18 protein-coding genes and 4 pseudogenes are annotated in these 22,708 nt (G+C 57.5%); 9 read left to right on the plus strand and 13 right to left on the minus strand.

All coding sequences use genetic code 11. The features are described from left to right. Positions 1-53 precede the first annotated feature (53 nt). Together F2982_RS30580 and F2982_RS30585 are read right to left on the minus strand one after the other, a co-directional pair. Positions 54-881 carry a transporter substrate-binding domain-containing protein gene (locus tag F2982_RS30580; protein WP_203431299.1) on the minus strand — a complete coding sequence of 276 codons (828 nt, stop codon included), beginning with the start codon at positions 879-881 and terminating at the stop codon, positions 54-56. A gap of 1,091 nt (positions 882-1,972) precedes the next feature. Beyond that, positions 1,973-3,022 (minus strand): FecR domain-containing protein, encoded by a 1,050-nt coding sequence (locus F2982_RS30585; RefSeq protein WP_203431300.1) that lies wholly within the window; start codon positions 3,020-3,022, stop codon positions 1,973-1,975. 850 nt (positions 3,023-3,872) lie between these two features. On the opposite strand from F2982_RS30585, the gene F2982_RS30595 reads away from it, so the two are divergent. Beyond that, positions 3,873-5,573 (plus strand): adenylate/guanylate cyclase domain-containing protein, encoded by a 1,701-nt coding sequence (locus F2982_RS30595; RefSeq protein ID WP_203431302.1) that lies wholly within the window; start codon positions 3,873-3,875, stop codon positions 5,571-5,573. A gap of 456 nt (positions 5,574-6,029) precedes the next feature. Here F2982_RS30595 and ligD read toward each other — a convergent pair whose 3' ends face one another. From ligD to F2982_RS31950, 4 genes and pseudogenes are all read right to left on the minus strand, one after another. Next, a complete protein-coding gene (gene ligD, locus F2982_RS30600; protein WP_203431303.1) occupies positions 6,030-7,067 on the minus strand; it encodes a non-homologous end-joining DNA ligase in 1,038 nt (345 codons plus the stop codon). 696 nt (positions 7,068-7,763) lie between these two features. Further along, positions 7,764-7,937 carry a hypothetical protein gene (locus F2982_RS31940; RefSeq protein WP_246777772.1) on the minus strand — a complete coding sequence of 58 codons (174 nt, stop codon included), beginning with the start codon at positions 7,935-7,937 and terminating at the stop codon, positions 7,764-7,766. A gap of 104 nt (positions 7,938-8,041) precedes the next feature. Continuing rightward, positions 8,042-8,179 (minus strand): annotated as a pseudogene (locus F2982_RS32265) (IS110 family transposase); the annotation flags it as partial. Between the two features lie 65 nt (positions 8,180-8,244). After that, the gene (locus F2982_RS31950) at positions 8,245-8,508 is read right to left on the minus strand and encodes an IS110 family transposase (protein ID WP_246777688.1); all 264 of its coding nucleotides are present in this window, start codon (positions 8,506-8,508) and stop codon (positions 8,245-8,247) included. 1,193 nt (positions 8,509-9,701) lie between these two features. Here F2982_RS31950 and F2982_RS30610 point away from each other — a divergent pair. Continuing rightward, a complete protein-coding gene (locus F2982_RS30610) occupies positions 9,702-9,869 on the plus strand; it encodes a hypothetical protein (protein WP_203431304.1) in 168 nt (55 codons plus the stop codon). A gap of 1,428 nt (positions 9,870-11,297) precedes the next feature. Continuing rightward, a complete protein-coding gene (locus F2982_RS30615) occupies positions 11,298-12,074 on the plus strand; it encodes an SOS response-associated peptidase (protein ID WP_203431640.1) in 777 nt (258 codons plus the stop codon). Between the two features lie 1,426 nt (positions 12,075-13,500). Here F2982_RS30615 and F2982_RS30620 read toward each other — a convergent pair. Continuing rightward, a pseudogene (locus F2982_RS30620) lies at positions 13,501-13,731 on the minus strand (hypothetical protein); the annotation flags it as partial. A 562-nt stretch (positions 13,732-14,293) separates the two neighbouring features. Between F2982_RS30620 and F2982_RS30625 the strand changes: the two are divergent. Together F2982_RS30625 and F2982_RS30630 are read left to right on the plus strand one after the other, a co-directional pair. After that, positions 14,294-15,211, plus strand: a complete 918-nt coding sequence (locus F2982_RS30625; protein WP_203431641.1) for a Ku protein — start codon at positions 14,294-14,296, stop codon at positions 15,209-15,211. An 11-nt stretch (positions 15,212-15,222) separates the two neighbouring features. Further along, complete coding sequence (locus tag F2982_RS30630) at positions 15,223-16,035, plus strand: Ku protein (RefSeq protein WP_203431305.1); 813 nt, start codon at positions 15,223-15,225, stop codon at positions 16,033-16,035. A gap of 272 nt (positions 16,036-16,307) precedes the next feature. Here F2982_RS30630 and F2982_RS30635 read toward each other — a convergent pair whose 3' ends face one another. After that, positions 16,308-16,724, minus strand: coding sequence for a low affinity iron permease family protein (locus F2982_RS30635; RefSeq protein WP_112716942.1), 417 nt, complete (start codon positions 16,722-16,724; stop codon positions 16,308-16,310). 808 nt (positions 16,725-17,532) lie between these two features. On the opposite strand from F2982_RS30635, the pseudogene F2982_RS30645 reads away from it, so the two are divergent. Next, a pseudogene (locus F2982_RS30645) lies at positions 17,533-17,991 on the plus strand (hypothetical protein); the annotation flags it as partial. Between the two features lie 201 nt (positions 17,992-18,192). Here F2982_RS30645 and F2982_RS30650 read toward each other — a convergent pair. The 5 genes from F2982_RS30650 to F2982_RS30665 all read right to left on the minus strand — a co-directional run bounded on the left by F2982_RS30650 (position 18,193) and on the right by F2982_RS30665 (position 20,926). Further along, on the minus strand, positions 18,193-19,251 hold the full coding sequence (locus tag F2982_RS30650; RefSeq protein WP_246777768.1) for a GSU2403 family nucleotidyltransferase fold protein: 1,059 nt from the start codon (positions 19,249-19,251) through the stop codon (positions 18,193-18,195). 415 nt (positions 19,252-19,666) lie between these two features. Further along, positions 19,667-19,834, minus strand: a complete 168-nt coding sequence (locus tag F2982_RS31960) for a hypothetical protein (protein ID WP_246777689.1) — start codon at positions 19,832-19,834, stop codon at positions 19,667-19,669. Next, a complete protein-coding gene (locus F2982_RS30655; protein ID WP_246777690.1) occupies positions 19,831-20,283 on the minus strand; it encodes a zeta toxin family protein in 453 nt (150 codons plus the stop codon). Before F2982_RS30655 ends, F2982_RS31960 begins: the two co-directional genes overlap by 4 nt. Before the next feature lie 10 nt (positions 20,284-20,293). Further along, the gene (locus F2982_RS30660; protein ID WP_203431307.1) at positions 20,294-20,467 is read right to left on the minus strand and encodes a hypothetical protein; all 174 of its coding nucleotides are present in this window, start codon (positions 20,465-20,467) and stop codon (positions 20,294-20,296) included. A gap of 195 nt (positions 20,468-20,662) precedes the next feature. After that, positions 20,663-20,926: a hypothetical protein gene (locus F2982_RS30665; protein ID WP_203431308.1), complete on the minus strand. Its 264-nt coding sequence runs from the start codon at positions 20,924-20,926 to the stop codon at positions 20,663-20,665. Between the two features lie 603 nt (positions 20,927-21,529). Between F2982_RS30665 and F2982_RS30670 the strand changes: the two are divergent. From F2982_RS30670 to F2982_RS32145, 3 genes and pseudogenes are all read left to right on the plus strand, one after another. Further along, positions 21,530-21,882: pseudogene (locus F2982_RS30670) on the plus strand (type II toxin-antitoxin system RelE/ParE family toxin). After that, entirely contained in the window at positions 21,872-22,195 is a 324-nt protein-coding gene (locus F2982_RS30675) for a DNA-binding transcriptional regulator (protein ID WP_203431309.1), read from the plus strand. The pseudogene F2982_RS30670 and the gene F2982_RS30675 overlap by 11 nt, the downstream one beginning before the upstream one ends. Before the next feature lie 328 nt (positions 22,196-22,523). Beyond that, complete coding sequence (locus tag F2982_RS32145; protein WP_281438227.1) at positions 22,524-22,646, plus strand: hypothetical protein; 123 nt, start codon at positions 22,524-22,526, stop codon at positions 22,644-22,646. Positions 22,647-22,708 lie beyond the last annotated feature (62 nt).

Here is a 22,708-nt window from a genome sequence, read left to right on the forward strand (position 1 = left end):
CGAACGGCAAATGGAGGGGCCCGGGCAGCAAGATCGCCCGGGCCCAGTCTCGCTTAGTCAGCACTGTAGTCGGCGCCGTACCACTTCTTGGTCAAGGTGCCGAGCGTGCCGTCGGCCTTCATCGCCTTGATGATTTCGCCTATTTTGGCGGTCCATTCGGCGTCGCCCTTTTCGGCAATCACGACGAGCGGCTCGCGGAACGCGTACTCGCCTTCAATGACGCGCAGTGGGTAGCCGTTCTTGATGGCGTTCTTCGCCGTCTGCTCCGGCGCTACCACGGCGTCGATACGTACGCCAGGTCCAAGGCGCAGGTCATCGAAGGGCAGCATGGAATCGGCGAACGTGCGGATCTCGCCAGCAGTGACCTTGTACTCGATCGGCGGCAAGCCGGGGGCATCGATCTGCAACTGGTGACGCATGAAGTCTTCGGAAGTGGTGGCGGTTTCGACACCGATCACCTTGCCATTGAGGTCAGACACGGTCTTGACCGGACTGTCCTTGTGGACAACGTAGACATAGGGGCTGTAGTAGTAGATGCCGGCAAAGTCGATGACCTGGGCGCGCGCCTTGGTCGGGGTAACGGAGCCAACGCCGACGTCATACCTCCCCTGCCAATGTCCACCGGTAAGCGTCGCCCAATCGGGCGTGTCAAAACTGACCTCGACGCCAAGGCGCTTGGCAATTTCGTGCGACACGTCGATGTCGAAGCCAACCATCTGATTGTTATCATCAAGATAGCTTTGCGGGGGCCAGCCGCTGTTAGTGGCAACGACCATTGCCTTCTTCGACATAACGCGGTCGAGCGTCGCACCGGCATGAGCAACGGAAGCAATGGCGAGCGCGGCCGCGCCGATCGCCATTCTCTTCAACGATTTTTTCATATTTCCTCCAAGACGTCAGCCCTCGTTCCGTTTATGTAAGATGTCTGACAACACCACTAGATGGCATCGGTTATGGGGTGTCAAGACCTCCCTTCCCCGAGTTGATGAATCTTGAGCACTACCCCATGTCGCTTACGAATGAGAATGCACACCCCGATGTTGGTCACCGAGGCCATATGTCCGGTCATCGGACAACCGCCGCCTTCTGCAGATTACCTCGACGGCTAATGTCGATATGCGGCCGTAGTCCGCCTGGCCCAGGCCGCATCGTAATGCATTCGATCGGATGTTGCTCGCCGGCGACGATTAACGGGTTCCTCGACAATTCGAGCAACCGTAAGATTGTAGCGAGGTAGGAGCTTGTAGCTCAAAAGCGCAAAACACCCTCGAGAGAAGGTCCACATGTGCCGGCGTCTGACGCGGATTTTTTGCATGACCTTGAGTGTCTTCCATATTTCGGGCATACACTTCTTGCAGCAAAAAGGCGTAACCTGAGCCAGTCGGCGCTCGGGGATGTTGTCCTCCGAGAGTGTGTCCGTGTACGGTGACGCGGTCGGTGTGCTTGGCGCCTTTCAGGGGGCCAGCCGTTTATGACGATGCCCGGCAAATCGTCGATATGAGGTGGGCCCATTCGAGAAGGTCTGAGCCGGTTCTGCTGCAGGTTGGCGCGTACGCTTGACCCTCACGTGGGGTTTTTTTGAGCCATAGAACTGCGCCGCATTTTTTGAGAACCCGCCGGCTAACTGCGCAGGCTTGATAACGAGGCAGCGATCACCACCCGAAATACGGCTACCACCCAAGAAACGCGGCCTTCGTATGCGCTTGACCGGCGAACAACTGCGATGCCGTCATTTCATCGGGGCGACGATAAAACGAACCCGATTACAGTCTCGTTCTTATCGACATTCTCAGCAACCTGAACCTCGCCGTCCTCAGGCGCTGCTTCTCGGCCAGGTCCTCGGATACTGTCGCGACGCCAGCGCCACATTGTGCCGTCACAAGGCATCGACCGTCTCCGGAAGCCAAATTCGCCGCGCGACAGTGGAGCCAGAAAGCAACGTCTATCGGAGCCGTGTTAGAGTTCGCGGTCTTCATGCGGCAATAGCAGCGTAGCCTGCCTGGGCGTTACTTACCGCCACCCTTTCCCCGTTCCCGTTACCACCGCCATTGCCGCCGTTACCATTGCCACCACCGTTGCCATTTCCACCGCCATTGCCCTTGCCACCACCATTGCCATTTCCGCCGCCATTCCCATTTCCGCCGCCGTTGCCGTTTCCACCGCCATTGCCGTTTCCACCGCCATTGCCCTTGCCACCACCATTCCCGTTTCCACCGCCGTTTCCTTTTCCACCGCCGTTGCCGTTTCCGCCGCCATCTCCATTCCCGTTGGAGTTGCCACCCTTGCCAGAATTGCCCTTGCCCTTGCTGTCATCGGCAGTGTTTGCACTGGTGTCGTCAGCGCCCTTTTTCGATTTGCCCTTGTCGTCAGGCGCGGCATCCGGTTGGCCGGACAGCTTCGTGGCCCCGATAGCTGGGACAACCGCAACGGATGGCGCGACGGACGTTATGGATGGCTTCGATACCGCTCCCGCGACGTCCATACCGGCTTTCCTGTCCACAGTCGCGCTCTGTCGGGGTCCAACATTGGCTTGTTGGCCGCTTGCGAAAGACGTGACCTGTACAAGCCCGCGGTCGACGGCGACCGATGCCTTGCTCTTGCCAACCGTGACATGGAAGATCGTACCCTTCACGACGGCAGCCAGGTATGGCGTCTGAACTGTTGTATGCGGCTGGCTCCGCTTTTCAATCTCAAGATCGAGCGCGCCGACCTGCTGGAAGATCTCGGTTTTACGAGGTGACAGGAAGCCGCCCGGCTTGGTCGTGATCGCAGCCATTGAGTTCGGCTGGAACCCGATACTCTCGACCCCACGCACGAGCTGAGCACGCCCGCGGGGGCCTGTGGAGATCCAAGCTTTATTCGGCACCACATCACCAGCACGCAGGTCGGTCCACTGTTTCTGGTCAATGGTATACCGAACCTGGCTCGTGGCCTTGGCAACCTGCCAGTCATCCCCGGACGCATGGGCGCCAAACGGTGCCAGAAGAAAGACGAAGAGTAGCATTCGAGCGAAGAAAGACATGGAGACCCCCCAGATATTAAGGGTACCTAATCACGACCGAACTTAAGAATGGTTTTAAATCGCCATGTCATTTGGAGGAATGTTGACCCTTGGTACGATACCAGACAGAGCATAGGCGAGAGCCGCGGTCAGCCGAAACATCGACGACAGCCCAGGCGCTCACCCAGTCCTCGATGACGGAAAAGCTGCAAACTCTAAGGCTGCCCGACAAAGATTTCGGCATCATGGCCAAATAAAGCCCACGAAGGCGCAGACGCTGTCCATATCACGATGTTTGAGCCCAAATTATCCCGATCATCGAGCGCCCCGACGCGGATGACCCGATAATCTGGCTCTCCAACGGCTTCGCAAAACATGGGCGTCCCGCAGTTTGGACAGAAACTACGCCGGATCACGTTTCCACTGTCGCTTCTGCTCTCGTAGGTGGCAAGATCACCTTCGACCGCAATACCAACCGCTTCGACGATGATGTTGACGGACGCATTCCCGCACGCGAGATACTGGCAATCCCGGCACCAGCATGATCGACGCGCCAGAACCTGTCCGCTCGACTTGAACCTCACTGTTCCGCAGAGGCAGCGCCCACTTATGTCGTTTTGCTCCATGGCGATCTCACGACGCGCTTCTGTTAAAAACGCCGCCTCACTAGGAGGCTGACGGTGGGAACACAGTAACCTCCGCGGCCGCGTCATTCAAACGTCCTCAATCCGGTTGACACGACTTATGAGCGGCCTATCGGCCTTTAGTCTTGGATCGCTCGCAGGCCTGGGGCCTGCACGGCAGCTTCAATTGACCGGGTCCTCTTTGCCGCCCCTCGCACTGTTGGTAACATAGCGCCGCGGAGGCAACCGTGGAACGTCGTTTAGCAGCAGTGTTGGCAGTGGACGTGGTCGGCTACAGCAGAAAGATTAGCGAGGCCGAGACGGCAACGCTGACCTCCCTGCGGGAGTGCCGCGAGAAGCTGAGGAGCGGCCTGGATGCCATATCCGGTCGCATCATCAATACCGCAGGCGACAGCGTGCTGGCAGAAGTGCCGAGCACGGTGGAGGCCGTGCTTTGCGCCCATCAGTTTCAGGAATGGGTCCGCGATAGAAACGTCGGACGGTCGCTCGCGGAGCAGATCAAGTTTAGAGCCGGCGTTCACCAGGGCGAACTCGTCGAAGAAAATGGCGACGTCTTTGGGGACAGCATCAATATCGCCGTGAGACTGGAGGGCATCGCTGCTCCAAGCGGAGTCGCGATATCTGACAGGGTCCACGACGACGTCGCCGGCAAGTTCGACCTTGACTGGACAGATGGGGGCGAAATTCAGCTCAAGAACATACCAAAGCCGGTTCGTACATGGTTCCACGGCGGCATTCCCAAGCGAGCGAATGATCCATCACAGGCGTCGCGACCATCCGTGGCTGTTCTTCCCTTCCTCTGCAGCACAGAGGACGAGACGATGTGCGACGGAATTACAGAAGACGTTATTGTCGGCCTGGCTCGATTCACGTCGCTATTTGTCAGTAGTCGGTCTTCTTCATTCACCTTCCGCGACAGCAAGGAAAGCAGCTCTGCGATCGCTCGAAAGCTCGGGGTCTACTTCCTGGTCGAAGGAAGCCTTCGGAAGTCGTCGGACAGGATCAGAATTTCGGTCCGACTTGTGGAGGCAGCGTCCGACTCCACGATCTGGGCCGAGCGCTATGATCGCGCGATAGTCGACCTCTTCGAGCTCCAGGACGAAATTGTCAGCACGCTCGTTGGTACGCTGGCTGGCAGGATCGAGAGCTCCCGAACCGAGATGTCGCTGCGTAAGCCGCCAACCAGCCTCCTGGCATATGACGTTCATCTACAGGGACTTGCCCGTTTTCGCGCATACGATGCTTCGTCCAATGCGGACGCGGTGGTGCTATTTCGCACTGCTATCTCGCTCGATCCACACTATGCCCATCCGCACTCATTTCTCGCACTCGCATTGCTGGCCCTCGAAGGCTACGGAGGCGCCAGCCCTGAGACGCGAAGCGTCGCGATCGAGCTAGCGCGCAAGGCTCTGGAAATTAGCCCGCAGGACGCCACCTGCCAGCGCATCCTTGGTCACGTCCTCCTGTACGACCGCCAATACGATCTCGCCGAATACCACTCCATGCGCGCCGTTCAGTTGAACCCGAACGACTCCGACTGCCTCATGTCGCTGGGCTACCTGCTGGTGCAGAGGGGAAGCGCGGAGAAGGCGCTAGCTTTTATGGAGCAGGCGGTTCGTCTGAACCCATTTCATCCTCCTTGGTACCATGCCCAGATCGCCGGTGCGTACTACACGCTCGGTCGATACGAGCGCTGCCTGTCGGAGACCCGGAAGATGCCTCACCAGGGAGGATGGTCATTCCGCGCCGCGGCGTCCTTGGGCAAGCTTGGCCGAAGTGCTGAAGCTGCTGTCGAGGCGGCAAAGGTTCGTGCCGCGAACAAGGATTTTTCCGTATCCGGCTTCATGCGCTCGACCATTCTCTTGGAGCGAGAAGAAGACCGCGAGGACCTGCGGCAGGGCCTTCTTCTCGCGGGGCTGCCGGAGTAGCCGCTGTCTTGACCTTGGGCGCCCAACTGCGGGCTCGGGAGAAGAATGCCGGGGGAAACCAAGCTTAAGCGCTTCGCCAATAGCTGCAGCCGCTGACGGCCAACGGGCGCACATCCGGGTTCGGACACGATTCTCCGATGGCTCGAGAGCCACCTGCCGCCGAACCGGTCCATCTTCCTGGTCCAGCTCCGGCAAAGACGAACGTGTCTTCAATGCCTCCAGCTGGTCGGGCAGACGGACCGTCCAGTCCTCCGTGATGGCTTCCTCTTCGTTTGACAGGGTTCTCGCTGACTTCGATCCACAGCGCAACATGGTCGCCGGTGAGCCTCTCTCGGGAGCACGGCCTGTCACCAGTCGTGCCTCCAGCTCGCCCACATAACGTCGGACCCGTGTCGAATGTGACGGCACGCGCCTGCCAGCGAATTGGTCGATCGCACGCGCATATACCCCTTGCGATCACGCCTCGATCACGAGAACGGCTGCGTTGTCCTGCACGTCGCGCAGGCCTTTGTAAGAGGCATGCCGAAGCTTGCCGTCGTTGGTCCAAGAACGGTATTCGATCTCGGCTATCAGGGTTGGCCGCGCCCAGGCGACATTCTTTCGTGGTCCATCGTAAAAGAGGGGCGGCTTCTTCATGGCCAGTTTGTCGAGCATCTCGCGCAGTTCCGCGGCGTCCTTGGATTTGAATCCCGTACCGACCGAACCGACGTACTGAAGGCCGTTGCCCTTGTGCGCGGCCAGCAGAAGGCTTCCGACGCCGCCACGGGCGACGGCCGACTTCTCGTAGCCAACGATGAAGAAGCTCTCGGACTGGATGCACTTCACCTTGATCCAGTCGCCCGTCCGTCCGGAGCGATACGGACTATCCGGGTCTTTGAAAATCACGCCTTCCAGCCCGTGTTCGCATGCCGCGTTAAAGATCGAGACGGCGTCGCCCTCAATCTGCTCGGAAAACCGGATCGCCCCTTCCCGGCCGTCGAGCAGCTCCTCCAACAGATGCTGCCTGCTCGACAGTTCCATCTTCTGGAGGTCATGCCCGTCGAGGTAGAGCAGGTCGAAGGCGTAGAAGACGGAATTGCCCGAGGGCAGCTTGCCACCCCTGCCGCCCAGCGAACGCTGCAATGCGCCGAAGTCAGATCGTCCCTGTTCGTCCAGGACAACGGCTTCGCCGTCGAGGATAGCACTCGCAACGCCCAGCTGGCGCGCGGCGTCGGCAACGGCCGGGAAGCGCTCAGTCCAGTCATGGCCTCCCCTTGTGAGGAAGCGGACGCCGCCGGGTTCAATGTGGATTGCGCCTCGATAGCCGTCGAACTTGACCTCCGCGATCAAGCGCGGATCGCCAGGCGGACTGGGCTTCAGCAGCGCCAGAGCCGGTTCGACGCGCAACGGCATCGGGTCCAGAAGCAGGCTCGGCTGCGTTGGGTCACGTCGCTTGTGAGCCGAGCTCTTCAGCGGCTTGTCGTCGGCTAGGAGAGGCTGCGGTCGCTTGCTCATTCGGACCTACACCAGAAGGCGGTTACGCATGATTTGCCCAGTGCGGCGGCCAATGCTACACTCAAACAGTGTCGTCCGTTCCCGGATGGACCACTCTCCAACTGCCCCGCTCAATCGGGGCCTTCGTTTTGGGTCAGCGGCCTTGCGCATCTTAGCCATGTCGCTGGCAAGCACCTGCATTCCAGCCGCAGGCGCGCCACGCTCGCAGGCGCCCCGGGCCGTTTCTGCATACAGCTCCAGCGTATCAAGTGAGGTCGCGGGGCACCGTGGAATACCGGATCGATCCTTCCGGCTTGCGGCCACCCGCCACAAAGAAAGAGCGCGGTGAGGTCGCGGACGCGACACGCCTGCCGATACCTCCCTGCGTCTATCTGGACATGAAGCGGACGGACTGGGGCTTTCAGATCCGGTTTGGTCATACGCAGTACCCTTCGGTGATACAAAAGAGTCACATGGGACGTGACTGGTCTAAGTCGAGTCGGATCCCCGCAAATCGTCAGCAAGCGCCAAACTCTGGCGGCCCAGCTTGGATTTGCTCTAAGGCACGAGCAGATTGATCTCCTTATTCTCAAGAGGCTGTTCCAGAAGGTATCTCAATACGACATCGCGTCTATCGTCGAGGCGGGGCCGACTGGTGCGTCGGCGCGCAGGTTCTGGTTCTTCTACGAGTGGCTCATACAAGAGTATCCGTGTTGATCAAGCCATCTTCGGGACCCATTTCTGTTTTTTTCGCAGCAGTGCGTTAGCCAATACGATGAGCTTACGCATGATCGCGGTTATGGCGACCTTTGGCGCTTTCCCTGCGGTTTTGAGTTGGTCGTATTTGACGCTGAGATCCGGGTTGAAGCGGCAGGCAACGAGGGCCGGCATGTAGAGTGCCTGGCGGACAATGGCCCTTCCGCCAGCGATGAAAGCGTTCGTCCGGTCCATCGTCCGGATTGGCGGCTCATGGGGGCAAGACCGGCAAGGGCTGCTGCGGCCTTCTCATCCAGCTCGCCGAGTTCCGGCATTTCGATAAGGAGTGTGAAGGCCGTGACCTGCGACAGGCCGGGGATTGAAACGAGGATATCGAACCTGGCCTTCAGGTTCGCGTCTTCGGCAATCAGGGCCATGATGGCGTCGTCCACGGCCTTGATTTGCCGCTCGACCTGCCGGAGCCTGTAGCCGTTGTGTCGCTTCAAGAGCGGGTTGGAAAGGTTCTTTCCCTGTTCTTTGCAGCAGTCCTGTCCTTGATCAGGGCAAGGCGCGCCATATGCAACTCTTTCAGGTCATTGTGGATTTGCGCACTTGCCTGCAGGAGACGCGGTTCAAGAAGCGTGCCGTAACGAGCCAACAGTGCGGCATCGATCCTGTCTGTCTTGGCAAGTCTGCCTGTGGCCTCTGCAAAACGTCTGGCAAGCCGGGGATTGACCTTGGAGAGAGCAACTCCTTGCACCATCATGAAACGCTCGAATGCCTTATGGTAGGCACCGGTTGGTTCGTAAACGATCCGCTCTATGCCATCAGCTACCCCTAAGCAGGGCGGTCGGCGGGATTGAATGTGAAGTGCCGAACGCTATCTGAAGACTTAGCTCTTCGGACAGTGATTGTTTGCCGTTTTCTCGGTCATTTTCGGAAAGCTCCGCTGTCGGGAGCATAAAATGCCAAACGCAAAAACTGTTGCAGACATGAGTGTCGAAGAGCGAGAAGCAATACTCAGCGCTCTATCAGAGCGACTTAGCTTCTCTGCTTCCATTGCAAATCACGACGGTGACCCTGATTCGCAGGTCTTGCGCGCGCTCAGCGAGAGGCTACGTCGGGATGGCGCAGAGATCGCTAATGACACTTGCGATGCGGCGTCTACGGTGGTCCTAGAGGCTATCGAACTTCTAGCGAAATTTGAGATCGGCCGTCCACCCGACTCATCTACTGTCCACTAATATCCCGCCCATCCACGTTCCTATACCGACCTCCAACCGCAGTTGTTCGCCGGCTAGATAGAGCGAGCCATATATAAGCCGGGCCCCACATCACCGCTTTTCACGTCGGTCAAGCAGATCATTTACTTGCGCCTCCTCTTCGCTGGTAAGTGGTCCGGCGGCAAGCCAGCTTAGAAGCAGTCCTATTCGCTGGAGCGATTCGCGCGGTGTCTTCCCAGATCTCAAATCTGCGGCGATCTGGTCTCTCAGCATGCGGTCTATTCTGTTCATTCTGCCCTCCCAATGCAGATGAAGCCCGCAAAGACGCTTTGCTTTGCGGGCCTCATAAAGCTCAGATGCAGTCGGGAACGGTCCCCAGGAACCAAACTACCGCCGGGCAACATCACGTGGTCACAATTCCGAGGGATTAGCGAATGAATTCGACTGATAGACCCACCGGCTAAGGGCCTCGATGATCCATTTGACACGGGATCAGCTTGAGTTGCTCGATATGCTCGCAGATACGAGAAAACGGTAACGCGTTCCCAACGTTTCCACAAATCTCGTCGCGCTCGAAAAGCTCGGCCTGATTGGACATGACTCCAAGCCGGCAGAGGATGGATGGCAAGTTCTGGAAATCAGTTGCAACGGTCGAGTGGTAGTCACTGATTCTGCCGCCTGCCTTTCTCCATCCTGTGTGATATATTGCTCCTCGATAAGGATTGGAGGGGCCGCAATGGGGGCGGCATTGGATCTCACGGTCGTCGACCAATGTATCATGGCGATCACCAAGCGCTTGGCAACGCTGAAAGATGAACGGGAAGGCTTTGTCAGTGTGAGTGATATCCTAGAGGCCGATCGGGAAATCGATCGGTATGAACGGTGGAGATCTATTCACCAATGATTACGCGACTTGCTCGCCGAAGATTTGTGAGCAAACGCCGCCAATTTTCGCGTAAAAACCCCACCTCCCCATCATCGCCAAAAGCGTACGGTTGCAGACGATCTCAGAACAGCTCCCCACCTTACGGGAACATCTCGGCACCCCGCCGCCCCATCATCGATTAGGATCAGCTCGTGTTTCGAGACCGATGGCGGTCATGTTCTCGCCGGTAAGCATCACCGGCAGGGGTGAGTTTGCAGCGAGGTTTGAAGCTTCGATCCTCGACTTGAATCCATCCGTTGAACATGGCGATGTTCACTGATTTCCTGCCGACGCCGTGAGGAATGTGCGTAAAGCCTCGGGTATCGAGACCGCGCAGGAGAGACATCATTCGGGATGATACAAGAGGTTGCATAGAGGTCGAACCTTGGCCGCCCAGGATGGTTCCCTTTTTTGTTGAACACAGAAGGAGCCCGCTATGGGGTACAAAGCAGGCTCCAAAAAGCTCAGAAGGTCGGCCTCCAGGAACGGGCCGCACCGGGCGATTAGTACTAGCTCACACATAGGGAACAATGGCGAGTGAATTAAATTGATCTCAATTTGCTAATTAAAAAAATATTCCAAACCAGCCTGTGGTAAGACAACGAATTGAATAAATTTTCGGATTGGAGCTGCTGTGATGAAATCACTTTTCCTGGCCTGTCGTCGAGGCAGATTGTCATCTTCATGATCGAAACTAGCGTTGTGAGTTCCGGACTGTTCGCCGTGCTCGCGCTGACGGTTCAGCTGCTCTACAGCTAACGCAAAAGGCCCGCGTCCTGTCACGGCAGCGGGCCCTAAGCTGGATGGGTCTATCCAGGTGGTGGGGCGGCTCCAAGTCACCCCGCCGGGAACCAACTGCTTACAGCGGTACGGCTTTTGTAAGGCTCCGATCGCCTTTGCGACCGGCCATCAGCGGCGTCTCCCGTAACCGGTAGGCGCCGCTTTTTTTGGCCACGACCAAAAATCAAAGAACGATCCATGGAAGACACCGCAACGGGCAGGCGCCTCGATCGCCGCAGAGGACCGCGCGACGAGCGATCAGCTGAAGGTTCGGCTGGACGACGAATTAGCAGGCCGATGTGCACACCCGCGCTGCGCGAAGAAGGAAGCTTGCCGGCGACGGCGCGGAGCTTCATATGCCGGACCGTAACGGGAACAAGAGATCTCACCTTGGAAGACCGAATTTGAAAATGGAACTTAGAAGCCAAAGAAATGATACGACAACAAGAGCTTACGGGAATCGATGGTGGGTGCGGGAGGGGCCCGTGACCATGTCCGTTCCCTGATGCTCTGTCCTCGGAAGACGGATTGGGATCGTCTGGCTTGCGCCCCGCCAGTTGGAATGAAACGTTGGCACACCAGTGCCGTTGGACTACGGTTTCCGCTCGTGCAGGAGGATGGCGAGCAATGTGCAATTTGTATCGCATGGAAGATCGGGATTGGGTTTCGAAATGGGCTGCAGATGCTGAGAGCCTGATAAACCTCATGCCGGCCTACCAAATGAACCCGGATCAGCTCGGACCGATTATCCGCAACACCAACGACGGAAGGAAGCAGCTTGTCCACGCGAGGTGGGGCCTGCCCTCACCGGTCTTCGTCCAGAAGAAGGCTGCTGAGACGCGCGCAGCAAAGCTTGCTGCCAAAGGCAAGCCTGTAGACATGAACGAACTGCTCCGGATGGAGCCGGATCGCGGCGTCACCAATGTCCGCAAGCTCAACTTGCCGCATTGGCGGCGATGGTTCGGAGCCGAGCACCGCTGCCTCGTTCCTGTAACGACCTTTGCGGAACCCGACCCTATCAGCCAGGAGCCTGGAGGCAAGACGCCGAATGCCTGGTTCGGCCGCGCCGACACGACGGATCTTATGTTCTTTGCAGGCATTCATGTCCCGCAGTGGCAGAGCGTTCGCAAGGTAAAGGACGGGCTGACGACCGATGATCTCTACGGCTTCTTAACAACCGCTGCCAATAACGTGGTCGCTCCAGTCCATGAAAAAGCGATGCCGGTCTTACTGCTGACTAAGGAGGAGACCGACGTCTGGATGCGCGCACCCTGGGACGAAGCCCAGCACCTGGCACGTCCCGCGCCGAACGACGCGATCCGCATCGTGGCAAGGGAGCCATACGGCTCGACGATCGTCGATGTGGCCGGCGAAATGCTGACGGAGCCGGATCTTTTCGGCTAGAGGACGCGAGCGACGTTCATGAGGATGAGTAACCGATGGGCTGTTGATCCTGCTGACGCGGGTCGAAGTAAACTCTGATCAGTCACGACAGAAAAAGCGGGCAGCAATCTTTTGATAAGCCCTCGCGGGCGGTGAAGTGCACGCCGAACCCTGAACCCCGTCTCAACCTCGAAGGTCTTGTGGGTAAACGGGTAATGAATCTCTCCGCGGCGAATATCGAAGAACCATCAGGCAAACGGTCTATGCGATGGATGCGATGTCCCGCAACCGATGAAAGGAACAGATTTGTTTCTGGCTCGTGCCGTAATTTATTCTCGCTCCGTGAGGCGGAAGACATCATCTTGATCAACGCGTTTCCGGAGCGGTGAGCAGATTCTAAGAGAGCACAGCGATGAAGAAGCCCACGCGAGGGCGGCGCGCGGCTCTGATGATCTCTGCAATGGGTCGAGGGAGAAGAGATTGAACGCGTGCGGTGGGTTACCGACAACGTTCGCCGTCTTAACTTTAATGTCAGCAGCAGGTTCGACCGGCTCGCAAAAAATTCGGCTGTGATCCGCGTTGACAAAACGGGCTTTCATATTTTAGCAATTTGCTCGTTGTGGACCTGAGAGACCCACAACACGAAATGATGGTGTGCATGAGAAGGCTTCGGGCCATTAGGGCAATGGTGGTTCCGAGGCCTTCTTCTAACACGTGCTGATGTGCAAACCCGCGCCGAGTGACGGACGTAACAACAACCGGGGGTCTCCGGGTAACGGGGTGTGCGGGACTACGTCGGTTAGGCACGGCGGCCATGACCTCATGCCATGATCGCGCCACCGGACACGAAACCAGATGGGAGAAATCCGTCATCCCTCACGGCTATTGCCGCGGGCGACTGAGGTCTTAACTCCCGCAGTACGCCGAGGGCACGGAGGCGCGGATGCTTCGTCCCATTACCGGAAGCGGGCGGCAAGGGAGGTGCTCGGTAAAACCAGCAATGACGCGCTCACCACACCGACCGCCGTTACATTATCGTTCGCGGCCGCCTTTGGCGGAGGTCGAGACCTGATCTGACTGAAGGTGAACACAAGCGTCTCGTGGCGGAGCTTGTGTCTGCACGCAGGAAAGTGAGAGAAGCCTTTACTGACCCGGCGCGTCTGCTTGAAGCCAGAAGGACAATCGATGCCCCAAAGGTCTCGCTCGGGAGCGAGGGGCGGTCTGGTGGTCGGAGGGAGCCCCGGCCCTGAACAGGCGCCGGCAAAGACGACGCCCTATGCCGTCTGGAAACTCGAACAAGCCTCGGAACGGTTGAGCGTTATCCCTCCTCCGCGCAATCGATGCCGGATCACGGCTTGACTATTGGCGATGGCGGATGTCGGCGGCCGAACGCCTCACGGTGCGAGTGAACGAATGCAGCTTTTAACCGAGCACTCAACAGGCGTGAGTGGACGGCATAGGACGACGTAGCATTCACACGGGTTGCTGCAATCCCGACGACGTCTGAGATGAGGGTGGCGGCCAGCATTTCGAGGGATCGACAACCGTTCGCGTAAAGCTTGATGGCCGCGTCGCAAAGGAACGAAGACGCATTATCGTCCCAGCCGACACCATAGTGCCGATACCAGGCGCTAACAGCCTTTGAGATCAGGACGTGATCTTCCGGAACATTGGACATGGGTGCCTCGTCGATACGGGTGAAGCGGTTGTCAGCAAACGCAGGAAGTTTTTGCTGGTTCCACCAATTCAGTGCAGGCTTGCTTGACAAAGCGCGTGCGCTCGACGAACGGGGCCCGGCGCTCGCCAGTCATTATCGCGATACTTTTATGCCGAGCAGGGGCCGAATGGCCGGCGCGGCTATTTCACCGCGGGATCCAGATGACGGCAACTTTGGCCTCTTTTGCCGCTGAGTGCATCATCACAGTTCACGCAGATGCTCGGCTCTACCGATTGGCTGCCTGGCGGCGGCCTAGTCCTCGGCTGGTTTCGGTCCCCTACTTGGCCTCTCGCTCTGGATGCATCGCAAGCTGCGCGGATTGCCGGCCTTTTAGAGATGAAGGCCGAAGCAGGCTCGAAGGCGCCACTAATGGAAGCCTTTCGAAATTGTCAGACGGTGACAGGCCAATGAATCAATCTCAGAGCGAAACGCCCTAAGCCTTTGAAAAATGATTCGTTTCGAGTCGGAACGAATCACCCGTTTCGGACTTGAGTCGCAACTGGGTGATTCGGAGTATGGCGTCATGGCGGGTGGTCAGCGTGCCCAATGGAAAGGTTTCCTGAAGTTTGGCGAGGTCTCTTGCGGCGTCGCCCTGTACACCGCGGCCAGCACCTCGGACAGGATCTCGTTCAACATGATCAACAAGGCGTCCGGCAACAAGGTCAACCGCATCTATGTGGACAGCGAGACTGAAGATCCGGTGCCGCGCGAGGACCAGGTCAAGGGCTTCGAGATCGACAACGGTCAATATTTGCAGATCGATCCGGAAGAGATCGCTGCCACCATTCCCGAAAGCAACAAGACGCTATCAGTCGCGGCCTTCATACCCTGCGATGAGATCGACGATGTCTATTTCGACAAGCCCTACTATCTCACGCCTGACAAGATGGGCGGAGACGCCTTCGTCGCGCTGCGTGACGCAATGAGAAAGTCGAAGGTTGCGGCCGTTGCGCGTGCAGTCCTCTTTCGAAGGATGAGGACCGTCCTCATACGTCCCCACGGCAAGGGCCTGATCGCCACTACCCTGAATTACGACTACGAGGTGCGTTCAAGCGCCAAGGCGTTCGAGGAGATGCCCAAGCTGAAAATCGAGGGTGAGATGCTGGATCTCGCCAAACACATCATCTCCACCAAGAAAGGCGAGTTCGACCCAGCGACTTTCAACGATAGGTACGAAACCGCCCTTGCCGAACTGGTCAAGGCCAAGATCGAGGGCAAGGCGCTACCCAAGCCGAAGAAGGTCGAGATCTCCAAACCCAACGACCTGCTTGCGGCTCTTCGCGAGAGTGCAGGATTGCTAGCCTCCGGCGCCAACGGCAAAAGCAAGGCGACGCGCACGGCGGCCAATGCCAATCAGGGGTCTTCCGGAAAGGCTGCCCGTGGAACGGCCTCGAAGGCCGCCCCGTCATCGAGATCCACGTCGCACCGGAAGGCAAGCTGAGGAGATCGACCATGGCCCCTTATCGTTGGAAGGGTTATCTGAAGCTTTCGCTGGTCACCTGCCCGGTTTCGATGACCTCTGCGACATCGGAATCGGAGAAAGTCCGGTTTCATACGCTCAACAAATCGACGGGAAATCGCGTCGTCTCCCAGTATGTCGACAGCGTAACCGGCAAGCCTGTGAAGGACGAGAACGAAGCCAAGGGCTACGCCCGTGGCGAGAACGACTATGTCATACTGACAGACGACGACCTTGACCGCGTGACGCTCGATACGGTCAAGACGATCGATATCGAGAAGTTCGTACCCGCCGAATCCATCGAATGGGTCTATCTGGAGAAGCCGAATTACCTCATGCCTGACGACCCGGTCGGCAACGAAGCGTTCGCCGTCATTCGCGACGCCATGAAATCCGATGGCGTCGTCGGGGTCTCCAAACTCGTAATGGGCCGCCGGGAGCGTGCCGTCATCCTGGAGCCGCGCGGCGAAGGCATCGTCCTCTGGTCGCTCCGGTTCGGTGATGAGGTCCGCCCGGAAGAGAACTACTTCGACGATATCGAAGACGAAGGCGATCCCGACCTGGTGCCGCTGGTGCAGAAGCTGATCAAGCAGCAGACATCGCATTGGTCACCTGACATGGTCAGCGATCCGATCCAGGAAAGCCTCCTGAAACTGATCGAGGAGAAAAAGAAGGCGCTGAGGCCGAAGAAGTCTGCTAAAGGCAAGACGTCCGAGGCGTCTCCGAAGTCGAACGTGGTCAACATCATGGACGCGCTGAAGAAGTCGGTGGCGGAGGAGTTGAAGAGCAGGAAAGCAGCCGGGTAGGTACCTGCGTTCATAACACGTCCAAGCGAGCTGAGATCGCTCTGGAGCTTCAGGAGGCCCAAATGCAAAAGATTGCAGTCTCGGCAGTATGTGCTGCTCTGGCTCATGAGGGAATGATCACCTTACAGCTCTATGACCTGGACGCCGCCTCCGGCGGGCTGGCGGGAGCAACGGTCGGCGGTCTTGGCATCACCATTGCCAGAATCCGGCGCTCAGCGACCCGGCGAAACGTCCGTCGAGAGCGTCGGCGTTCTTGATGCAGCTCCGTTCTTTTAAACGGGCCGACGCTCACGCTCCTCGGCCTTGTCCTCTGCGACTTCCTCGACGCATTGAGCCCTCTCCGCCAGCTTCTGGCTCATTTCCCTAAGCTGCTGCTCGTCCAGCTTCTCGATGCCGACGAACTTGTTCTGCGCTTGCGATGTCAGGATCAATTCATCGAGCTTCGCCTGCAAAGCCTTGCCGTCCCGGTTCTGCGAGTTCTGCAAAACAAACACCATTAGGAAGGTGATGATCGTAGTGCTCGTATTGATCACCAACTGCCAGTTTTCGCTGTAGTCGAAGACCGGACCCGAGGCGGCCCAGACAACAACAAGTGCGACCGCAAGTACGAACGTTGCCGGCTTGCCAGACAGATCCGCGATCAGGGTGGCAAATTTCGAAAAGCCTCTGGATATAACGTTATCGCTCATGGAAATCTCGCTGTTGCCCGGCCAATGATAACGCAAACAGGAGCAGAGCTGTTCCAGTTGGAGCAGGTCTTGGGACTTTAGTCTGGGTTCGGACCCACCCGACGTCGCAGACCGTTCCTCCGTATCCAGCGCAGCGTCGAATGGAACGCCCCACACTCCCTTGCCCGGTACTCGAATTGAGGGTGACGTACTTTGCGAGCTCTTTGCCCTTTGCATCCCTGCCGATACGGGCGACCCCGCGGCGCAGACGAGGAGGGCTTTGAGCTCGCATTTGCCGGCAAGATGAACTTCAAGCGTGTCGCATTTATTCGGCTTCTTACACTGCTGCTTTAAAGAGGCAATGACCTTAGAATCATCCGTGAAGGTGAACGTGCCATGATGGCGATGGTATGTTCAATTTTTCCTGTTTCGTAAGGTGAAGGACAGTTTCTGACCCTATCAGGCGTGAAGTACATCTGGGCCTATCTCGGGCTTGGGGCTCTTCTGTGGTACGCCGTCTTCCTGTCGGTGACTCACGCCACGCTCGCAGGCGTCGTCCAGGCGCTTCATACCGCTGAAAGTCACACACGGCGATATCGAAGCTGGGCACGAGTAGTCTCCGCTCCACAAACCCGAGCACGCACTCCAGAAGCCGGTGGCTTTCTTCATCGTGTCGGTACTGCGCTTCGCAAATGCCGTTGTCTCCTTCATGGGCGCGTCCGCAAGCGTGCTGGCGGAGCCAGTCACTTCGGCGTCGCCTCTGGACTTAACCTCGGGAAGCTCGCAGGCGCACTTGGAATCTGGCGCTTCAGGTTAAGTCCGGGTCCGCGAAAACTCTGGCTCCTCCTTCTTCGCACAGAAGCCGTTCAAGCTGATCCTGCCCGACTTGCTCGATCTCTACAAATACCTCGACGCTTACATCGACCGCCATCGTGGTGTTCTGCTCGACGGAGCCTGTTCGTCAAGACGCTCAAGACCACCAGCCTTGATGCGGCCTACAACTCGACAACCTTCTGCGATGCTTGGCGGACGGTCATCCAATGCTATGGCATCTATAATGCCTATACCGGACGGGGGTGCGATCAAGGGCTTGTTGCCGCATGGACCCCATAACCTGCGCGACATTCTTGCGACGCATATTCTGAAGCAGACCGGATCCTACGAGCAGGCAAGCTACGCCATTCAGGACATGCCCGACGTCGTGCAATAGCACTATGGTCGCTCCCTGCCACAAGACAAGGCCGCACTTGCGGCCAAGATCCTCAATCAGGCTTGGGAAGCTGCATAAAATCGAATGAGATGCTCGCCTTGGATGTCGGCTACACCCTACGTCCGAGCCGAGCTCGTCGTTTCGCTCTTAAGGGATGTGAACCATCGCTTCCTATAAGGTCGCGGCGGTCTATTGATTTTATTTGCTTTTCAGGTGGGGCCGCACAATCTGATGCGAATGAGTATTGTCATAGGCGTTCCTTTTGAGCAGGCCTGACCTTTATCTCTTGAGAATGCCAACCATTCGATTGATAGCGTCCCCATATTCCTTGTGCATGGTTTCGGCTGCTTCCGAGATGGCCAGCTTCCAAGCAGGTCCGCGATCCCATGCCTCTTCCAGAGCGTCAGCCAGTGATGGCCCATGGCCCGTGACCGGCAGGACCTCGAATAGTATTCCTGCCTGTCTAAGGTCTTTATCCCGTTTGGCCTGGCCGCCGGCGTCATTCTGACGGCGGCCGGCAATGATAAGCTTGTGCACCGCGTACCTGCAAGGATCAGGGATAGCAACTGAAATACCGGCACCATGTAGCAAGATCGAACGAACGGGATCGCGGATTAAGAAATCCATGAATCTTAGCGGTTCGGCTGACGCGCCTCCGAGAGCAGGCATGTTGGCGGGTTTGTCCGAATATTCTTCGGCTCCCCTGTTTGTCGTCATGAACTCGACCCTGTAACCGCTCTGGTTCCGGAAGGCATGAGATCGAGAGCTGCCGCTGATATGCGGCACTGCGCGGAACGTTGGATCAAGCCCTTTCAGGAGATCGAGGATCGGCGGCAGCGAATCTGCCACCTCGGCGGAGATCGCGAAATCCTGGGCCAGGTCTGCATCACCTGTTAGGATCGCCGCCGAAGGCAGACGGATGCCAAGATATGCCGAGTAGCATTGAAAAGCGACAGTGCCGATGAGAACACCGCGCAGCCGGAAGAGACCGGCCTTGGCAAGCGCCTGTACGATATCACCGGTAAAGCGATCAGCGGCAATTAAACCGGCTTCGCGCGTTAGCGTAGAAACGTACTTGCGGCGAGCCTTATAGTCAGACTTCTCACCCTTGAAGGTTTCGACCCGTTCCGAAATCAGGGGGTCGTCGGCAGGCCCGACATAACGGCGTTTCTGCCCACCCTCTCCGTCGGGCTGGTCGAAATACCAGTAACGCCGGCCATCAACTGCTACTGGCACGAATCTACCCGATGGAGGGAAGTCTTCCGCCCAATCATCATCAAATGCCCGTTGCTGGAGTTCCGCGACCATGGTGCGAAACATGAGGTCAATCTGCTTAATCATGCCACCTCTATATCTTTTTCGCAAATCTAGTATAGCAAGTTTTGCGGCTTTCCCCGGTGGACGCTGCCCGCCTCTGCCAGTGCAAGACACCACCTACCGTGATCCTCACTATACTATCTTCTCGGACATAATATAAGGCCGGTGTCGAGATGCCCGACTTGTACGGACCCGAACTATCGCCCCTCACATGCTAAGCTACTGATCTAACGTCCCTGTTGCATAACGCCTTTTTATGGACCTCCAGCGATCGCCGCCGGCGATTATCATTCTCATTCTGACCTGGAGCCCGCGCCGGGTAGATTTTCCTTTCGGCAAGCCCCATGAGGGCAGTTCGCCGAACTTTGCGGTGCGCGGTCGGAAAGTGGGCGAGATTTAAAGGTCTGTCAACCGAAGGCAGGCTATCCCTCCTCAATCAACTGCTCTCAAAGCATTCCAGCGCTCGCATGAGATGGTACGCTTCGCAGACCTTGGCCTCAAAGAGCTTGTGCAGCGCTTGGTTGTCATCGATGTCGAAGGACTGGACGACGCCGCCGTTAATGGCGAAGACCTCGTGCGGTTCTATCCCTGAGTTGTCGATCAACAAAACTTCGTCTGCAATCCCGAGCGCTTCGTCAGCTTCTCGAAGGATCCATCGTGCCGCCTGCGGATGTTTTCCTCCGGGATGTCGTGACCGCCCTTGAGGACACGCTGTCTAACGCGCTCGACGTTCGTCTCAACGGAATCCAAAGCAACATAGTAAAGGCCGACCTTGAACCCGGCTGCCTTGGCAGCCCGCATCATTCTCAACGATTGGTTGCTGCTCAGCGTCGTCTCGAAAATAAAAGACTGCCTGGTGTCGATCATCTCGTGAATCTTCACGAGAGCCGCTCGACCAGCTTGGATTTCGGTCGATCTGTTATCGGCGGCCGGCATCGCTTTGGCGATCTCGTCCGCGTTGATCCAAACACCCTCGAGCTTCAGCTTCGCGAAGGCGGAAGTTTTGCCGGAGCCGTTCGGCCCTGCGAGGAGGATACACGACAACTCGGGCATGGAGCGATTGCTACCTCACGGTAGCCGGAGCACGTTCCTTGCGCTCATGCCGGGCCTTATCCTTCGCCTCGTTCTGCCGATCCTTGGCAGTGATCGTTAGGCCCATACGGCGGCTCTCGGCGATGGCTTCCCGGCCGATCTCCTTCAAGGCTTGCCTGTTCTCGCGGTATTTCTGCAAGAGCATCAGCGATCTCCTTTCCATTCTTCCATAACATAATGCGACAGGCCGTCGGCTGCAAATACAGCTTGTGCCAGGTGCCAGCGACAGCAGCACTGAATGCAACGGGCCGAAGGAGACAGCTTCGATTGAAGGGATGTGAACCAGCGCCCACCAAGTTTCAAAAAACCAACATGCTCAACGCGCGTCTGATCAATGGGTTCACCGGAGCGGTTCGATCCGGCGGATGCCAATGGTCCAGGACAGAAGCCCGATGACGGACATGAGCGCGGCAAGCAGAAAGGCGGAGCCATACGCCCCCGTCGCGTCGACGATCAAGCCAGTCATGACCGGCGCTACAATCCCCGAGATGTTGCCGAAGCAGTTTTGCAGCCCGATCCACTTCGCGGTCGCGGACGGCCCTGCGAGGGTCTGGCCGATCGCAAATAGATTGAAGCCGCCGAGTCCGTGGCCGATGGACGACACAGCAGCCCGCCAACAGCGACGTCCGGATCACGGAAGGTGCACATCAGCATGCAGATGGTGGAGACCAGGCAGGCGGCTTCCATGCAGGTCTTGCGGACAACGTTCGGGCGCGGTCCACTCGCCATCAGTCGGTCGGCCGCCCCCAGCGCCTTCATCGGCATGCTATCGGGTGGTAACTTCGGCAAGCTTCTGGTCAGGGTCGGAATAGGATGAACGTGCGAACGATGCTGCCACCTTTGAGCCGCCGGGTTGGATGCTCTTGAGCAGATATGAACCTGTGGCCCGCTACGAACTTTGGCCTAGCCAACGACCAGCGACGCTGGTTGGTGATTGTGTGCTGCTGAATGAACGTTGCCGATTGGCGAAGCGACTGAGACAAGAAGCATCGGTTGCCGTGGGGCTTGTAGGAGCCGGTCTGCTTGAGGAAATGCGTTGCCAGGATATCCCGCAGATTATGTGGGCCGTGCGGCAGCAGTCCTTTGATGGCACCTTCCGCAGGACCAGCCTGCCTTTGCTGCTTGCATTCCTAGAATCAGGTATGGGAAGCTGAATAGTTCTCTCCCTATACCTTGATGGGCATAGCACTTAGTGCTATATAAACCGATGTCAGACAGAGTGTTCAAAACAGCATGGTTCGCCAAGGCGGCAAAGAAGGCGCGCATTTCCGACAAGGTTTTGTCGGCGGCAATCCGCCAAATGGCACTTGGACAGGCCGACGATCTTGGTGGTGGTGTCTTCAATAAGCGTCTCAACGATAACATGCATCGTTCAATCGTTCTGGCCAAGGCAGGCGAGTTCTGGGTGTTCGCCTATCTCTTCGCGAAGAAAGATCGGGCGAACATTGATGACGACGAGCTTCAAGCATTCCGAAAGCTCGCTGACCTCTACCGCCGCAAGACGAAAACTGATCTCGAGTCGGAACTCGAGGCCTTTTGGAGATAGACCATGGCGACTAATCGCAAGTTCAAGAGCGATGCCTTCGAGGCAATCCACAGTGCTGTTGAAGGCATGTATTCGGCGGGGACCATCGATAAGGAAACGATGCGGACATTCGATGAAGATTGTCTTGTGGTCCCACCTGACCTGACGCCGGATGAGATCAAGGCTTTGCGTGAGAAGAACCACGTCAGCCAGCCGATCTTCGCCCGCTATCTGAACACCAGTCAGTCGACAGTGCAAAAGTGGGAAACCGGCGCCAAACGGCCTAGCGGACCCGCGCTGAAGCTACTTTCGCTTGTGCAGAAACACGGACTTCAGATGTTAACGTAACCGGAGCTCCGGTCCCTCGCGTATTCGATTTCGTCATTTTCGCCTTGAATGGATTCGAACCTACGATCAGTGAGCGGATTTTCCCGCTGTACTGAATTGGCTACCTTTTCACATCATTACGGGCCTCAAAACGCGTGCTACTAACTGGTCTGTTATGGTCTTCACTTGACCGATGGCGTGCCGCTTGTCATACATGAGGCGGCCTTACACGCAGGCCGGTGTGCCCGCCACGCAAAGCTATGTCAGCGTTCCATCTCTGAATTGTCACACTGTGCCGGCAGGTCTGGCCATTAGCGGGCACATGGTCGGATCAATTCAGGAACTGAATATGACCGAAGCAGCAGAAATTAGCCACCTCAAGCTTCTTGGAAAACATCCCGCCCGAGTCACCAGGGTGGCGCTACATGAAGCTCTGAACTTCATTGCCATACACCTCGGCATTGCGAATTAGACACAACTCGTCACCGCCAACAAGAATGGGTGGATCCCAAGCTCCGAGCAGGTGGCGACCAT

The sequence above is a fragment of the Rhizobium sp. BG4 genome (assembly GCF_016864575.1).
Classification (GTDB): domain Bacteria; phylum Pseudomonadota; class Alphaproteobacteria; order Rhizobiales; family Rhizobiaceae; genus Rhizobium.

Coding starts and splice junctions, on each gene's coding strand:
- F2982_RS30580 (WP_203431299.1), bottom strand. CDS start 881: ATGAAAAAATCGTTGAAGAGAATGGCGATCGGCGCGGCCGCGCTCGCC.
- F2982_RS30585 (WP_203431300.1), bottom strand. CDS start 3,022: ATGTCTTTCTTCGCTCGAATGCTACTCTTCGTCTTTCTTCTGGCACCG.
- ligD (WP_203431303.1), bottom strand. CDS start 7,067: ATGAGCAAGCGACCGCAGCCTCTCCTAGCCGACGACAAGCCGCTGAAG.
- F2982_RS31940 (WP_246777772.1), bottom strand. CDS start 7,937: ATGCCGGCCCTCGTTGCCTGCCGCTTCAACCCGGATCTCAGCGTCAAA.
- F2982_RS31950 (WP_246777688.1), bottom strand. CDS start 8,508: ATGATGGTGCAAGGAGTTGCTCTCTCCAAGGTCAATCCCCGGCTTGCC.
- F2982_RS30610 (WP_203431304.1), top strand. CDS start 9,702: ATGGGGGCGGCATTGGATCTCACGGTCGTCGACCAATGTATCATGGCG.
- F2982_RS30615 (WP_203431640.1), top strand. CDS start 11,298: ATGTGCAATTTGTATCGCATGGAAGATCGGGATTGGGTTTCGAAATGG.
- F2982_RS30625 (WP_203431641.1), top strand. CDS start 14,294: ATGGCGGGTGGTCAGCGTGCCCAATGGAAAGGTTTCCTGAAGTTTGGC.
- F2982_RS30630 (WP_203431305.1), top strand. CDS start 15,223: ATGGCCCCTTATCGTTGGAAGGGTTATCTGAAGCTTTCGCTGGTCACC.
- F2982_RS30635 (WP_112716942.1), bottom strand. CDS start 16,724: ATGAGCGATAACGTTATATCCAGAGGCTTTTCGAAATTTGCCACCCTG.
- F2982_RS30655 (WP_246777690.1), bottom strand. CDS start 20,283: ATGCCCGAGTTGTCGTGTATCCTCCTCGCAGGGCCGAACGGCTCCGGC.
- F2982_RS30660 (WP_203431307.1), bottom strand. CDS start 20,467: ATGCTCTTGCAGAAATACCGCGAGAACAGGCAAGCCTTGAAGGAGATC.
- F2982_RS30675 (WP_203431309.1), top strand. CDS start 21,872: ATGGCGACTAATCGCAAGTTCAAGAGCGATGCCTTCGAGGCAATCCAC.
- F2982_RS32145 (WP_281438227.1), top strand. CDS start 22,524: ATGACCGAAGCAGCAGAAATTAGCCACCTCAAGCTTCTTGGAAAACAT.